General features: G+C 70.1%; 17 protein-coding genes. 7 read left to right on the top strand and 10 right to left on the bottom strand.

Annotated elements, in window-relative coordinates:
• Window positions 1-227: 227 nt before the first annotated feature.
• Both ORI60_RS03745 and ORI60_RS03740 read right to left on the bottom strand, forming a co-directional pair.
• Entirely contained in the window at window positions 228-665 is a 438-nt protein-coding gene (locus ORI60_RS03745; protein ID WP_266034189.1) for a hypothetical protein, read from the bottom strand.
• 107 nt (window positions 666-772) lie between these two features.
• On the bottom strand, window positions 773-1,432 hold the full coding sequence (locus tag ORI60_RS03740) for a winged helix-turn-helix transcriptional regulator (protein ID WP_266034187.1): 660 nt from the start codon (window positions 1,430-1,432) through the stop codon (window positions 773-775).
• 94 nt (window positions 1,433-1,526) lie between these two features.
• Here ORI60_RS03740 and ORI60_RS03735 point away from each other — a divergent pair, with 94 nt between their 5' ends.
• The 3 genes from ORI60_RS03735 (at window position 1,527) to ORI60_RS03725 (ending at window position 3,587) form a co-directional block, all read left to right on the top strand.
• Window positions 1,527-2,672 (top strand): acyl-CoA dehydrogenase family protein, encoded by a 1,146-nt coding sequence (locus ORI60_RS03735; RefSeq protein ID WP_266034185.1) that lies wholly within the window; start codon window positions 1,527-1,529, stop codon window positions 2,670-2,672.
• Window positions 2,673-2,740: 68 nt separating this feature from the next.
• Entirely contained in the window at window positions 2,741-3,148 is a 408-nt protein-coding gene (locus ORI60_RS03730) for a VOC family protein (RefSeq protein WP_266034182.1), read from the top strand.
• Between the two features lie 58 nt (window positions 3,149-3,206).
• The gene (locus ORI60_RS03725) at window positions 3,207-3,587 is read left to right on the top strand and encodes a class I SAM-dependent methyltransferase (protein WP_266034180.1); all 381 of its coding nucleotides are present in this window, start codon (window positions 3,207-3,209) and stop codon (window positions 3,585-3,587) included.
• On the opposite strand, the gene ORI60_RS03720 is transcribed toward ORI60_RS03725, so the two are convergent.
• The 7 genes from ORI60_RS03720 to ORI60_RS03690 are packed head-to-tail and all read right to left on the bottom strand — an operon-like array spanning window position 3,584 to window position 10,819.
• Entirely contained in the window at window positions 3,584-4,066 is a 483-nt protein-coding gene (locus ORI60_RS03720; RefSeq protein ID WP_266034177.1) for a hypothetical protein, read from the bottom strand. The genes ORI60_RS03725 and ORI60_RS03720 overlap by 4 nt on opposite strands.
• A 37-nt stretch (window positions 4,067-4,103) precedes the next feature.
• Window positions 4,104-5,816 carry a DUF2264 domain-containing protein gene (locus ORI60_RS03715; protein WP_266034174.1) on the bottom strand — a complete coding sequence of 571 codons (1,713 nt, stop codon included), beginning with the start codon at window positions 5,814-5,816 and terminating at the stop codon, window positions 4,104-4,106.
• The gene (locus ORI60_RS03710; protein ID WP_266034172.1) at window positions 5,813-6,763 is read right to left on the bottom strand and encodes a hydroxyacid dehydrogenase; all 951 of its coding nucleotides are present in this window, start codon (window positions 6,761-6,763) and stop codon (window positions 5,813-5,815) included. The genes ORI60_RS03715 and ORI60_RS03710 overlap by 4 nt, the downstream gene beginning before the upstream one ends.
• Complete coding sequence (locus ORI60_RS03705; protein ID WP_266034170.1) at window positions 6,760-7,587, bottom strand: carbohydrate ABC transporter permease; 828 nt, start codon at window positions 7,585-7,587, stop codon at window positions 6,760-6,762. Before ORI60_RS03705 ends, ORI60_RS03710 begins: the two co-directional genes overlap by 4 nt.
• Window positions 7,587-8,462: a carbohydrate ABC transporter permease gene (locus ORI60_RS03700; RefSeq protein ID WP_266034167.1), complete on the bottom strand. Its 876-nt coding sequence runs from the start codon at window positions 8,460-8,462 to the stop codon at window positions 7,587-7,589. Before ORI60_RS03700 ends, ORI60_RS03705 begins: the two co-directional genes overlap by 1 nt.
• Window positions 8,459-9,757: an ABC transporter substrate-binding protein gene (locus ORI60_RS03695; protein ID WP_266034165.1), complete on the bottom strand. Its 1,299-nt coding sequence runs from the start codon at window positions 9,755-9,757 to the stop codon at window positions 8,459-8,461. The genes ORI60_RS03700 and ORI60_RS03695 overlap by 4 nt, the downstream gene beginning before the upstream one ends.
• Window positions 9,758-9,790: 33 nt before the next feature.
• On the bottom strand, window positions 9,791-10,819 hold the full coding sequence (locus tag ORI60_RS03690; protein ID WP_266034162.1) for a substrate-binding domain-containing protein: 1,029 nt from the start codon (window positions 10,817-10,819) through the stop codon (window positions 9,791-9,793).
• 98 nt (window positions 10,820-10,917) lie between these two features.
• Between ORI60_RS03690 and ORI60_RS03685 the strand changes: the two genes are divergently transcribed.
• The 4 genes from ORI60_RS03685 to ORI60_RS03675 are packed head-to-tail and all read left to right on the top strand — an operon-like array spanning window position 10,918 to window position 12,933.
• A complete protein-coding gene (locus tag ORI60_RS03685; RefSeq protein ID WP_266034159.1) occupies window positions 10,918-11,838 on the top strand; it encodes a TIGR01777 family oxidoreductase in 921 nt (306 codons plus the stop codon).
• A 1-nt stretch (window position 11,839) separates the two neighbouring features.
• Window positions 11,840-12,091 carry a hypothetical protein gene (locus tag ORI60_RS44575; RefSeq protein ID WP_323055872.1) on the top strand — a complete coding sequence of 84 codons (252 nt, stop codon included), beginning with the start codon at window positions 11,840-11,842 and terminating at the stop codon, window positions 12,089-12,091.
• A complete protein-coding gene (locus ORI60_RS44570) occupies window positions 12,084-12,350 on the top strand; it encodes an SH3-like domain-containing protein (RefSeq protein WP_323055871.1) in 267 nt (88 codons plus the stop codon). Before ORI60_RS44575 ends, ORI60_RS44570 begins: the two co-directional genes overlap by 8 nt.
• Window positions 12,343-12,933 (top strand): nitrile hydratase subunit alpha, encoded by a 591-nt coding sequence (locus tag ORI60_RS03675; protein ID WP_266034157.1) that lies wholly within the window; start codon window positions 12,343-12,345, stop codon window positions 12,931-12,933. Before ORI60_RS44570 ends, ORI60_RS03675 begins: the two co-directional genes overlap by 8 nt.
• A gap of 24 nt (window positions 12,934-12,957) precedes the next feature.
• Here the strand turns inward: ORI60_RS03675 and ORI60_RS03670 are convergent, their stop codons facing one another.
• Window positions 12,958-14,337 carry a serine hydrolase gene (locus ORI60_RS03670; RefSeq protein WP_266034155.1) on the bottom strand — a complete coding sequence of 460 codons (1,380 nt, stop codon included), beginning with the start codon at window positions 14,335-14,337 and terminating at the stop codon, window positions 12,958-12,960.
• Between the last annotated feature and the right edge of the window lie 99 nt (window positions 14,338-14,436).

The raw sequence follows: 14,436 nt of genomic DNA, 5'->3' as shown, positions 1-14,436 counted from the left end.
TTCGCCGCGGTCAGGGCCGGCGGCACCACCCGGCCGCGGACCAGCACTCGCAGGACGGCGGTGGCGCAGCGGGTGGTGGACATTTCCGTTCTCCTTCGACGTTTCCGGCTCTCACAGACACGTCGAACGGCGCCCTCCGGAATCGACCGGCCCGGACCGGAATCGTTGTCCCACAACGAAAAATCCCCCGCAGGCCCAGGGCCTGCGGGGGATGTCGCGGGTGCGGTCTAGCGGGCCTGCAGCATCGGGCGGAACTTGTCGCGGTAGGCCCAGGCGAGGCCGATCTCGGCGGCGACCACGAAAAGCGCCATGCCCATGCCCGACGGCTCCAGGAACAGGTGGATCAGGAAGATGTTCACGATCACCGGTGCCAGCAGCGCCAGGGCGAGCGGCACGAACCGGCCCGCGACCAGCAGCAGGCCCGAGACCAGCTGAACGCCCGACGACAGCTGCAGCATGTAGCCCGTCGCGTAGAGCGCCGTCGTGAACGCCACCCCGGCCGGCGCCATGGTGCTCGGGTCCGGTGCGGGCATGAAGTTCAGGAACCCGTTCAGGCCGGTCACGGTGAACAGCAGGCCCGTCAGCACACGGGTCACGAGCGTGGCGTGGCGGGCGGCGGCCGACTTGCGGGTGGCACGGGCGGGGGCGGCGATCGTGGCGGTCATGTCGAGTTCCTCCTGGGCTGTGGTGTCCTTCCACTGATGTGTCGAACGGGCAGCGGCCCGGATCGACACGACGACCCAGAATTCTTCGAAAAACTTGTTCGCGCTGGTCAGGCCCGTGCCGCGCGCACGTGCTCCGCGACGGGGCTGAGCTTGAGCCACCCCGGCAGGCCGCGCACCACCCAGCGCGAGCCGGTCAGCTCGATGCTGCCGGCGCGCACCGCGTCGAGCAGGTCGACCTCGCCCTCCCACATCCGGAAGAGCGTGGCGATGTCGGACGCCAGCACCGCGTCGACCTCCAGGCCGGGGTCGGTGTAGCAGATCGAGGCGTCACCGGGTTCGACGACGAGCCAGAACGTGCGGCGGCGGTCGTGGACGCGGACCTCGATGGTCGCGCGCTTGGTCAGCGTGCCCGTGTCGATGCGGCCGTGCATCCACCACATCAGCACCTCGGGGTCGAGCTCGTCGGCGCGAGGGTCGCCGAACGCGTAGCGGGCGCCCCAGTCGGCGAGGCCGAACACCAGGGGACGCAACGCCTGCCCGGCCGGCGTCAGCGCGTAGCCGTCACCGGTGCGCTGCACCAGTCCGGCGTTCGCCAGCTGCCGCAGCCTGCGCGACAGCAGAGCGCGCGAGAGCCCTGGCAGGCCGCGGGAGAGCTCGTTGAAGCGCGAGGCACCGACGAGCATGTCCCGCACGATCAGCAACGTCCACCGGTCGCCCAGCACCTCGACGGCGCGGACGATCGGGCAGTACTGCGCATACGTCCTCACAGGGGAAGTCTCCGTCGCGACGGGGGTTTCGTTACCGCCGTCCGGTTCACTTTCAGAACTACCCGCGGGGCTTGCGCGTTCCTACGTTTGTCGCATGACGACACTTGACGCACCACGGGTGACCAGCACGTTCCCCACCGTGACCAGAGACGGCGACGACAGGTTCGCGGAGATGGCCGCACGCATCGGCGCCATCGCGGCGGCCCACGCGTCCGAGCACGACCGCGACGCCACGTTCGTGAGCGAGGCGTACGAGGCCATGCGCGAAGAGGGCTACCTGGCGTTGGCCGTACCCGAGGAACTGGGCGGGCTCGGCGCCACGATGCGCCAGGTCTGCTACGCGCAGGCCGAGCTCGCGCGGCACGACGGCGCCACCGCGCTGGCCGTCACCATGCACCTGTACCTGACGCTGATGCAGGCCTACCGGCGCCGCAAGGGCGCACCGGACGCGGAGGGCGTGCTGCGGCGCGTGGCCGCGGAAGGCCTGGTCATCGCGACCAGCGGCGGGTCGGACTGGCTGTGGCCCACGACGACCGCGACGCCCGTGGACGGCGGCTTCCTGGTCAACGGGCGCAAGGCGTTCTGCAGCCAGTCGCCGCGCGCGAACGTCGTGGCCACCTCCGCCGTCCTCGGTGAGGAGGTGCTGCACTTCAGCGCCCCGCTGAACGCCGACGGCGTGCGCATCGAGGAAACGTGGGACACGCTCGGCATGCGCGGCACGGCCAGCCACGACGTGGTGCTGGAGGACGTGTTCGTCCCGGCCGAGAAGATCGCCGCCCGCCGTCCGTACGGCGAGTTCGGCGCACCCCTGTTCGCCGCGGTCGTCCACTTCGCACCGGTGTGCGGCGCGACGTACTTCGGCATCGCGGCGGGCGCGCGGGACGTGGCCGTGCGTTCGACGTCGAAGAGCGCCACCCGGCAGATCGGGCTGATGGACTACAAGCTGCGCACCGCGTGGTGGTCGCTGATGGGCTCGATCGACGAGCTCGGCGACGACTACACCGCCAACGCCGAGTCGACCGTCGCGGTGATGCTGGCCAAGCGCCAGGCCGTCGTGGAGGCGATCGAGGTCGTGGACCTCGCGATGGAGGTCCTGGGTGGACGGTCGTTCTTCCGGCGCTCACCGCTGGAGCGCGCCTACCGCGACGTGCGTGCCGGGACGTTCCACCCGCTGACGCCGGAAGCCACACTCATGTACGCGGGCAAGGTCGCGCAGGGTGACCCCGGAGTCACGCAGTAAGTTCAGGTTGTAGGCATGCCAAGGGTTTGCGAGGATTCGTGTCCGTCTTCGGAGAAGGAGCGATCCCGGTGGCCACTCGTCTCAACCCGTACATCAGCTTCGACGGTCAGGCCCGCCAGGCGATGGAGTTCTACCAGTCGGTCTTCGGCGGAGAGCTGAAGATGAGCACCTTCGGCGAGTTCGGAATGCAGGACACGCCGCAGGCGGACCAGATCATGCACGCGCAGCTGGAGACCTCGGCCGGATACACGATCATGGCCTCCGACACGCCGCCCGGCATGGAGTACGAGCCGGGCTCCCGCATCACGGTGTCGCTGTCGGGCGACGAGGAGATCCTGCGCGACTACTTCAACGCCCTCGCCGAGGGGGGCGAGGTCGGTACGCCGCTGGAGAAGCAGATGTGGGGCGACGAGTACGGCGACCTCGTCGACAAGTTCGGCGTGAGCTGGATGGTCAACATGGGCGGCCTGGGCTGACGTTCCGGCGGGGCCGCGGGAGTGGCCCCGCCCGCCGCGCTGACGCATGATGTGGACCATGAGCGAGCGTCTGCGGGGTGTGGTCGGCCAACTCGCCGTCCGGCCCGGTGACCGGGTGCTGGAGGTCGGCTGCGGCCAGGGCGTGGCCGCCACGATGGTGTGCCAGCTGCTCTCCACCGGCACGCTCACCGCGATCGACCGCTCCACCAAGATGATCGAGGCCGCGACCCGCCGCAACGCGGCGTACGTGGCGTCGGGCAGGGCGGAGTTCCTCATCGCGTCGCTGGAGGACATGAACCTCGGCGACCGGCGGTTCGACCTGGTGTTCGCGGTGCGGGTCGGGCTGTTCCACCGCGATCCCGGCCGAGCGCACGCGTTGCTGGAGCCCTGGCTCGCGCCGGGCGCGCGGGTGCTGTCGTTCTACGACGTACCGGTCTAGATCCGGCCGAACAGGTCGGTGATCAGCTTCTTGGACGGCTCGACGCCCGCGGGCGACATCACCTCGATCTGCGTCTTGCCCCTGCGCGCGACCACTGTGTGCTGGGCGGTCTCGGCGCCGCCCGCGCTGGACTCGTAGGCCTCGTCGAACAGGCCCTCGACGGCCTTGGCCTTCTCCGGCCTGCCCTTGGCGAACGTCGCGGCGGTCGCGTTGGTGGTGAACCGCACCTCGACCGGCATGCCCGCGCCCACGTAGGTGCAGGTCGTCACGGCCTTGTCGACGCTCTCCCGCTGGCCCTGCAGCCGCAGGTTGAGCGCCTTGCCCACGACGGAGGAGTTGGCGTTCGCACAGTTCGGGCCGGTGCCGGCGGGCTGCTCGACCGTCGTCGGGGTCTCGGGGGCCTGCGACGGGGCGGCCTGCGGCTCGGAGGTGCAGGCGGAGAGCAGGAACGCGGCGGCGGCGAGAAGGGTGAGGCGCACACCCCTTCATCGAGCCTGCCGCCGCCGCGTTACCCGGTCAGGCGTCCAGGGTCAGCCGGAGGATCTCGTCGACGCGGGCGTCCCAGTCCGCTTCCGCGACGGAGCCGTGGAGAACCGCCACGGCCGCGAGAGTCACGGTGCCCTCGACCTCCGCGGTCAGCACGGGGACCTTCGCGGTGGCGACGAACGCCGTGCCCTGCGGCGCGGTCCTCAACTCCGAGCCGGTCCAGCCCCGCACACCGGCCAACGGCGACCGCGGGTCCGTGGCCCAGCCGGTGAGCTCGGCCCTCGTGCCGGGCGGTGCGCCGATCACGCGGTGGATGCGCAGCTCCTGGTCGTCCCAGACCGCCGTGACGCTCTCGATCCGCAGGCCGGGCACGGTGGGCTGGTGCGCGTCGAACACGGGCCGGTGCCAGGACGCGGCCCAGTTGTCCCGCGCGCCCAGCGGGTGGATCCGCCTGCGCACGCTGTGGTCGCCCCTGACGACCAGGCTGATGTGGTTGTCGGAGACGTTGTGCCGCGCGGTCGGGCCGCTGGCGGTGGAGTAGGCGAAGCGGCTGTAGAGGGGGTCGTCCTCGGTCGCGTACTCGCCCTCGAACGGCCGGACGTGGTCGCTGCCGTGGTTGTGCAGCCGAGTCACACCGTTGTGCCGCTGGATCAGGAAGCCAGGGCCCGGCAGCGCGAGCGTCCGGTCCTCGTCCGCGTCCTCCTCCCGTTCCGTCCACAGTGGATGGTCCGGTCCGGCGAGCAGGCAGACGAACGCCTTGGACGCCCAGTACGGCGAGGCCGGTCCGGAGTAGACCTGCAGACTCGCCTCGTGCGGGCCGTGCCAGCCGAGGCTGAGCAGACCGCCGGACAGCGATCCCCGGTCGAGGAAGTACCGGAGGGTCCGGCTGATGAGCTGCCGGGAGTGGCCGGGACTCAACGGCGTCTCGCCGGTGACCGCGCCCAGCGCCACGGCCGCCGCGGCGGCGAAGCGGTAGGTGAGCGACCGTCCGAAGTAGACCGGGGCGCCGTCCGCGCCGAACAGCAGGGGGAAGTTCTCCAGGTGCTCGCGCAGGTGCGTGGTGACGGGGCGGCCGTCGAGGTGAGCGTCCAGCGCCGGGTAGAGGTGCAGCGCCCAGCCGTTGTAGTGGTCGAACGCGCGGCCGTCGCCGTCGGAGTACCAGCCGTCGCCGACGTACCAGCCCTGGAGCAGTTCCATCGCGCGGGCCTTCGCCCGGCGGGTCTCGTCGTCACCGCGTCCGGCCGACTCCAGGAACGACGCCACCGTGTACGGGAAGAAGTACCAGTTGTTGGCTGCGGGAACACGCCGCAGCGCCTCCCGCAGCCAGGCCTCGGCGCGGTCCTGCACCGCCTCGGGAAGCACGTCCCAGAGCCACGGCTTGGTGAGGCGCAGCCCCAGCGCCACGGAGGCCGACTCGACCATGGGCTGGCCGACGTCGAAGATCGCGGGCCACTCCCCCGCCGTGCCGGCCGCGAGCCCCGCGGCGTAGCGCTCCAGCCAGTGGTGCGGGTCCTCGCCGTGCGCGGTGCGGAACGCGGCGGCGAGGAACGTGCGGGCGTACCCCTCCAGGCCGTCCGACCGGACACCGCTGCGGGACGGCCTGCCGGGCAGGTCGAGGAAGGCCTGGTCGGGGGATGCGTAACGCCAGGCCGCGGCGAGCAGGTCGTCGGCGGTGGCCACCCAGTGCTCGCGGGTGAGACCGGTGCGGGGGCTGAGGACGTGGTCGGGGCCGGGCAGCTTCACGCGATGCGTTCCCTTCGATCAGCGGGCACCGGGGTCGCGAACGCCTCCCCCGCGATCCACCTGCGGACCTCGTCCACGGCGTGGCGGCCGAGCCGGCCCCACTCGTTGCCCTGCGACCCGGCCAGGTGGGGTGTGATGAGCACGTTGTCCTTGTGCCACAACGGGTGGTCCGCGGGCAGCACCTCGGGATCGGTCACGTCGAGTACCGCCCGGATCCGGCCGGCCTCGTCCGCGAGGGCGTCCTGGTCGACGACGGCGCCGCGGGCGGTGTTGATCAGCACGGCGTCGTCGCGCAGCAGGGCCAGCAGCTCGCGGCTCACCAGGCCCGTGGTCTCCGGCAGCAACGGCGTGTGCACGCTGACGACGTCGCTGCGGCCGAACAACTCCGTGAGGCCCACGGACGCGGCACCGTCCACTTCGGTCGCGAACGGGTCGTGCACCAGCACGTGGAAGTCGTAGGGCGCCAGCAGCTCGATCACCCGGCGGCCGACCATCGACGCGGACAGGATGCCGACCGTGGCACCGAAGTTGCCCACCGAGGCGGGCACCCCGTACACCGACATCCGCCTGGTCTCGCGGTAGTCGCGGGCGCGTTCGAGCACCCGCTTGCCGCTGAGCAGGATCATCGCGACGGTGTACTCGGCGACCGGCAGCGCGTTGGCCTGCGCGGCCGACGACACCGCGATGCCGCGTTCCCAGCAGGCGTCGGTGACGAAGCCTCTGACCGAGCCCGCGGTGTGCACGATCGCCTTCAGGCGGGGCAGCCGTGCGAGCACCTCGGCGGTGATCGGCGGGCAGCCCCAGCCCGTGACGAGCAGGTCGACGTCGGGGACCTCGGCGAAGTCGGTCCGGACGCCCGCGAAGTCGCAGACCGCCCGCAGATCGTGGAGCACGGGCGTGAGAACGGCGTCGGCGGCCTCCGCCGACATCACGCCCGCGGCCCTCACTTGACGGCTCCCGCGGTCAGGCCGGCCTTCCAGAACCGTTGCAGCAACATGAAAGCGAGGATCAGCGGCAGCACCGCGAGGAGAGATCCCATGATCACCACCGGGTAGTATTCGGGAGAGACAGTGGCCGAGCTGTTCCACTGGTAGAGGCCGAGGCTGACGGGGTAGAGCAACTGGTCGGACAGCATGACCATGGGCAGGAAGAAGTTGTTCCAGATCGTGGTGAGCTGGAAGAGGAACAGCGTCACCACGCCCGGTCCCAGCATCCTGAAGGCGACCTTGAAGTAGGTCGCGAGGTCGCCCGCGCCGTCGATGCGGGCGGCCTCCAGCACCTCGTCCGGCACGTAGCCCTGCGCGAAGATCCGGCCGAGGTAGACGCCGAACGGGTTGAACAGCGCCGGGATGAACACCGCCCAGAACGTGTTGACCAGGCCCGCCTCGGACGCCATCAGGTAGAGCGGCAGCGCGAGCACGGTCTGCGGCACCATGACCGCCGCGAGCACGAGCCCGAAGAGCTTCTCCTTGTGGCGGAAGGCGTACTTGTCGAACGCGTAGCCCGCGGCGATCGAGATGAACGCGCTGACCGCCGCGCCGACCACGGCGTACACGAGGCTGTTGAGGTACCAGCGCGGGTACAGGCCCTTGTCCATCGCGAACAGGTCCCTGACGTTCTCCACCAGAGAGAAACCGCCGAAGAGGTCGCTGTTGAACAGGGCGTCGACGTTCTTCGTGGCGGCGAGCACCAGCCACATCACCGGCAGCAGCGTGTAGAGCACCGAGATGCCGACGACCACGTTCACCGTGGTACGGCCGAGGAGGGTCATCAGGCGGCCTTCCTGTTCGTCCAGCGGGTGACGCCGTAGGACAGCGCGACCGTGAAGGCCAGCAGGATCACGGACGCGGCCGCGGCGAGGCCGTAGTTGTTGCGGGTGAAGGCGGCGTCGAAGATGTACATGCTCGGTGAGAACCGGGCGCTGATCATCGGGGTGGACTGGCTGAGCAGCACGGGTTCGGTGAACAGCTGCAGCGCCCAGATCAGGGTGAAGATGCCGACCGTGACGATCGCACCGCGCACCAGCGGGGCCTTGATCCGCAGAGCCTGCTTGACCGGGCCCGCACCGTCCACGACGGACGCTTCCAGGACCTCGCGCGGTACGGCCTGCAACGCGGCGTAGAAGATCACCATGTTGTAGCCGAGGTTGCTCCACAGGGCGATGTTCACGATCGACGGCAGGACGGTGTTGATGCCGAGGAAGCTGATCTGGACGTCGGCCTCGGCGAACAGGTCGATGATCGGGCTCAGGCCGGGCGTGTAGAGGTAGAGCCAGATCAGCGCGGCGATGACGCCCGGCACGGCGTGCGGCAGGTAGAGACCCATCTGCATCCAGCCGCGCAGCTTCGCCACGCCGGAGTCGAGCAGCAGCGCAAGGGTGAGCGCTCCGGCGACCATCAGCGGGATGTAGAGCAGGCAGTACAGCACGACGGTGAGGAGGCTGCCCAGGAACGTCGGGTCGCTGAGCACCGCGCCGTAGCTGCGCAGGCCGACGAACACCGTGTTCTCCGGGCCGAAGCCCAGACCCGGCTGGTCGGCGGCGAAGAAGCTGAGCCAGATCGCCGTGCCGGTCGGGACCAGGAACACCGTGACCAGCAGGAGGAAGAACGGCGCCATCAGGACGGCGCAGGCGAGCCTGCCCTTCACCTCGCACCCTCCTCAGTGGACAGTCCGAGTGCCTTCAGATCGGGCATCGTGCCGCTCTGGGCCTCCCGCACCGCGTCGATCAGGGTGCCGGCCCCGGCACCGGCCTTCGCGAAGCCGTCCTGCATGACCTTCAGGGTCGCGGTCATCCGCGGGCCCCACACCCAGCCGTCGCGGATCTTGTCCGCCTCCTGCTGGAAGAGCCGGTAGACGTCCTGGCCGCCGTAGTACTCGCCGGGGAACGCCTTGGCGCCCGCCTCGACCAGGCCGGGCGCGACCGGGTACTGACTGCTGGTGCCGCTCTTCAACCGGGCCGTCAGGGCGTCCGGATGGGTGCACTGCCACTCGATGAACTCCATCGCGGCCTCGGGCTCGCGGCAGTCCTTCGTGACGGCGAACGTCGAACCGCCGTGCGTGCCGACGACCTGCTCGTCCCAGACCGGCACGGGGGCGATGCGCCACTTGCCCTTCTGCGCGGGCCTCGCCCGCATCTGCGCACCCGCGTCCCACGCGCCGCTCAGCCTGGTGATCACCCGGTCCTGGCCGATCTGCGCGTCGTGCTGCTTGCTGTCACCGGCGTTGCGGAAGACCAGGTCCTCGTCGATCAGCCCCTGCCAGTAGGCGGCGACCTTGCGGGTCGGCTCGTCGGCGAGGGACACGCGCCACTTGCCGCCGCTGGTGTCGAACCACCGCGCGCCGGCCTGCCAGGCGTGGCAGGCGAACTGCGTGCCGCCGTCCGTGGGGAACAGCGTGAGCCTCTTGTCGGGGAACCTGGACCTCACCGTCCGCGCGAGGCCGGCGAACTCGTCCCAGGTCGTCGGGACCTCGAAGCCGTTCGCCTGGAACAGGTCCGCGCGGTAGTGCAGCACCATCGGCTCGACGTCGAGCGGGACGCTGAACACGCGGTTGTCGAACGTCGTGAGCTTCAGCGCCTGGGGCAGGAGCTTCTGCTTCACGCGGTCGGTCACGAGGTCGGTGATGTCCCTGGCCACGCCGTCGATCGCGAACCCCGGGACCTGCGGGTACTCGATCGTGGCGACGTCCGGTGCGTTGCCCGCGCGAGCCGCGTTGCTGAGCTTGGCGTAGCCGCCCTGCCCACCGGAGGGGATCTGCTGGAAGACCACCCTGATGCGGTTCTGCGAGGAGTTGAACGCGTCGACGACCTGCTGACTACCGCGCAGGGCCGACCAGAACGTGATCTCCACCGGACCTCCGGCACCGCGGCGTTGCGGAGTGGAGCAGGCCGCCAACGGTGCCGTGAGACCCGCCGCGAGAAGTGTGCGACGACTCAGGCGCATGGATCGCATCCTGATCGCCTGATCGGTTTGGCGTCAATAAACGTTCAAACGCTCAGTCGATGAGCGGATCTTCAACGTCGGCAGCAGCTCGATGCGTTCGGTGGCCGCGACCTCGCCTTTCAGCTTGCGGAGCAGCAGTTCGGCGGCGACCCTGCCGACCTCGGTCTTCGGCGGCGCCACGGCCGTGAGCGGGATGCTGCCGAGCGACGCGACCACGTCGTCGTACGACACGACCGAGCACATCCCCGGCACGTCCATCCCCGCGTGCATCATCTGCTGGACCAGCATCAACGCGTCCTCGTCGCCGTGCAGCACCGCCGCCGTGGCACGGTGTGCGCGCAGCACGTCCACGAGCCCGGTGTCCGGCGAGCTCCGCACCGTGACCGCGTCCTCCAGGTCCGCCGAGATCTCGCGGAACGCCCTGCGCAGCACCCGCGCCGTCGGACTGTCGTCGCGTGCGGCGAGCACGATCCGGCGATGTCCTAGGTCGGTCAGGTGCTTCACGGCCAGATGCATGCCGTACCAGTGGTCCGAGCACACGGAGTTCATCGCCCGCAGGCCCCCGCTCGGGCGGCGTTCCATGAGGACGGTCGGCACGCCCGTGTCCGCGAGCCAGTCGTCCTCGGCCTCCTCCTCGGACGTGCGCCACCGCGGCGCCATCAGCAGCCCCTGCACCGGCTCGGTCAGCGCCTTCTCGACGATCGGCCGTTCCGCGCCCCTGACCTGCGGCGCGATGTGCAGGACGACCCTCATGCCGGCCTCTTCGAGAGCCTGGCGGGCGCCGTTCATCGTCTCGTAGAGGTACGTGTGCCGCTCCGGCACGACCAGCGCGATCGCCCCGTTCGTGGCCTGCCTGGGCTCCGGCTGCTCGATCGGAGTGAGCGAACGCGCGACGCCGTGCCCGCGCCGCAGCTTGCCGAGCCGCGCCAGCTCCTCGACGTCACGTCTGATCGTGACGATCGAAACGTCCAGCTCCGCGGCCAGATCGCTCACCTTGACCGTGCCCCGCGACGCCGTGACGGCCAGAATCCGCTGCCGCCGCGCCTCGCTGGACTCACGCATGACCGACCGCCTGTTCGTTTGAGCGTTTTCCGGGAGCATAGCTGAAACGGTTCTCAGCGACCGGGGGCTAGCGTCGTCCGCGAGGGGGATGCGACGACATGAAGATCGTGATTCCAGGCGGTACCGGGCAGGTCGGCGGCGTGCTGAGCCGCGCCCTCAAGGCGGCGGGCCACGAGGTCGTGATCATCGGCCGCAGCGCCGGCGTGCGCTGGGACGGCCACACGCTCGGCGGCTGGGCCGACGAGATCGACGGCGCCGACGTCGTGATCAACCTGGCCGGGCGGAGCGTGAGCTGCCGCTACACCGCCGAGAACCTGCGGCAGATGATGCGCTCGCGGATCGACTCCGCGCGGGTCGTCGGCGAGGCCATCGCGAAGGCGGCCGATCCGCCCTCGGTGTGGCTGCAGATGAGCACGGCGACGATCTACGCGCACCGGTTCGACGCGGCCAACGACGAGGAGACCGGTGTCCTCGGCGGGCGTGAGCCGGACGTGCCGGGCTACTGGACCTACAGCGTCGAGATCGCCAAGCGCTGGGAGGCCGAGCTGGACGAGGCCGACACGCCGGCCACCCGCAAGGTCGCGCTGCGGTCCGCGATGGTGATGAGCCCGGACAGGGGCGGCGTGTTCGACTACCTGTCGTGGCTGGCGCGGCTCGGCCTGGGCGGGCCGGTGGCGGGCGGGCGCCAGTACGTCTCGTGGATCCACGACGACGACTTCGTGCGGGCGATCGCGCTGCTGATCAGGGAACCGATCGCGGGCGCGGTCAACCTCGCGGCGCCGAACCCGGTGCCGCAGCGGGAGTTCATGCGCGAACTGCGTGAAGCCTGGCACGTGCCGGTGGGTCTGCCCGCGACGAGCTGGATGGCCGAGATCGGGGCGTTCGCGATCCGCAGCGACACCGAGCTGCTCCTCAAGAGCCGCCGGGTCGTGCCGGGCAGGCTGCGGCAGGCCGGGTTCGAGTTCCACTTCCCGAACTGGCGGGAGGCGGCGCAGAATCTGGCTGAGCGCAGGAGGTGAGATGCCGAGGATCAACGACGTCGGCGGTGTGGACGGTTTCGGGCCCGTGGTCGAGGAGCTCGACGAACCGCCGTTCCACGCCGACTGGGAAGCCCACGTCATGGCCATGAACCGCGCGCTGATCAGGCGGGGCGTCTACAACCTGGACGAGTTCCGGGACGCCGTCGAGCGCACGATGTCGCACGAGTCGTCCTACTACGAGAACTGGTTCCGCGCGATCCAGGCGCTGCTGGAGGAGCGCGGTGTTGTCTGAGCGCTACCGGACCGGCGACCGCGTCCGGACGTCCGCAGTGGACCCCGACCACCACACCCGGCTGCCGCACTACGCGCGCGGCCGGCTCGGCACGGTGGTCGGTCACGACGGCGTTCATCCGCTGGCGGACCTGAGCGCGCGGGGAGTCCAGCAGCCACAACAGGTGTACCTGGTGCGGTTCTCCGCACGCGAACTGTTCGGCCACGGCGACCACAGCGTGACGCTGTCCCTCTGGGAGGACTACCTCAGCGATGAGTGACGACCACGACGACTCCCCGATCGCCGCGCGGGTCCGGGAACTGGAAGCGGTCCTCGAGGAGAAGGGGCTGCTGGACCCTCGAGAACTGGACCAGGTCCTGGAGGCGTTCACGCACAGGGCCTCCCCCGCCAACGGGTTCCGGGTAGTGGCCCGGGCCTGGACCGACGAGGGCTTCCGCACGCGGCTGCTGGAGAACGCCAACGAGGCGCTGCCCGAGCTCGGGTTGTCGATGGGCGGCGGCCTGCAGGTGCAACGGCTGCACGTGGTCGAGAACACCGAGGACGTGCACAACGTCCTCGTGTGCACCCTCTGCAGCTGCTACCCGCTCTCGCTGCTCGGACCGTCCCCCACCTGGTACAAGAGCCCGGCGTACCGCGCGAAGGTGGTCAGCCACCCGCGCGAGGTGCTGGAGCAGTTCGGCTTGACGCTGCCCGAGACCACCAGGATCGAGGTGTGGGACGCGAACGCCGAGTCGCGGTACATGGTGCTGCCGCGCCGTCCCGAGGGCACCGGCGACCTCACCGAGGCCGAGCTGGCGGCACTGGTGACGCGCAACGGGCTGATCGGCACCGCCGCCGTGTGACCGGCGGCGGTGCCGCACCGCGGACTACAGGTTCTTCATGATGGTGTCGATCGCCTTGCCGAGCTGCGCGTACTTCTGCGTGTACAGCACGGGGTACACGCCGGGCGGGTCGGCCGGGCGGTCGGCGTCCACGTAGTCGGTGCCCAGGTTGCAGAACACGACCACGATGTAGTTGCGGTTGTCCTTGCCGCGCAGGGACTTCACGATGCCCGCGTCGGAACCGGTCGTGTCGACCCAGCCCGTCTTGTGCGCGAACGTCACCTCGGCGGCGTCGTTGCACGGACGCACGTCGCGGTCGTAGACCGCGTCGCCGACGGTCACGGTGCCGTCCGGCTTGATCCAGCGCGACGGCACCAGCTGCGGGATGCCCTGCACCGGGTAGTCGCGGCCGCACCAGTTCGGCGTGGACAGCATCTCGTTGTGACCCTGGCCCGCCAGGGTCTCCTGGAAGAACTTCCGCGACGACGGCGAGAGCTCGTCGCGGGTGACGGCCCTGCCCTTGTCGGTCGTCCACAGCACCTTCGGGCCGCCGTTGATCAGCAGCAGGAGCTTCGCGGTGTCGAGGCCGCTCATGTTGGAGCCGATCCACCGGCCGCCGTTCTCGGGGAGGGTGCCGGTGACCATGAGGGTCGGCATGCCGAGGTCGGCGAACGTCTGGTTGACCTCGTCCCAGGCCTTGTGGTCGTGGATCAGCTTGATCAGCGAGCAGGTGGACTCGTTCTGCGACTTCGTGATCATCTCGTCGAAGTGCTGCCGGATCTTCTTCACCGACGGCCCGCCGCACGCCGGGCGCACCGGGTTCGGGGCGTAGACGTAGTCGGCGTCGAGATCGATCCTGCCCTGGTCGGCCAGGCGCAGCACGCCGAAGCCCACCATCAGCTTCAGCACCGACGCCGGGTAGGGCGAGGAGAAGTCGATCGGCGCGTTCTCCCGGCCGGGCAGCACGTCGACGGTGCCCTTGCCGCCGTTGACGTCCCACTCGGTGTCGTCCCACCAGCGGTAGCGCACCTGGTCGGTGGACAGGCCGTCACGCGTGACCGGCACGACCACGCCGTTGGGGTGCTGCGGGCTGAGCAGCACGTTCGCCACGGACTTCGGACGGCCGGACCGGTCGAGCTCGATGATCGCCGCGTCCATGTTCGGCGTCTGGTGCAACGGCTTGCCCGCTGCCGCCGCCATCCGCGCCTGGGCCTTGGTCATCAGCTCCGCGGGCGAGGCGTCGTACTTCTCCCGCTTGCCCGCCGACCGCGCGGCGGGCTCCGGCGGGGTCAGGTCGATGACGTCCTTGAAGTTCTGCGCGACGATCGCCTCGCGCAGCCGGTCGGCCAGCGGGCGGTCGTGCTCGCCGGCCGACGCCGACGGCGCGAGGGTCGCGCCGGACAGCGCGAGAACCGTGCCCAGCACGGCAAAACGCTTGGTTTTCATTCACTTCCCCAGTTGAAGTGGATCTAGCGGGGTCGACGGTACCGAAGGGCTGAAGATCAGCACCGCCTCCGTCCACGT

It is taken from the genome of Lentzea sp. NEAU-D7 (assembly GCF_026242055.1).
Classification (GTDB): domain Bacteria; phylum Actinomycetota; class Actinomycetes; order Mycobacteriales; family Pseudonocardiaceae; genus Lentzea.
This window is presented reverse-complemented; position numbering and strand designations above follow the sequence as displayed.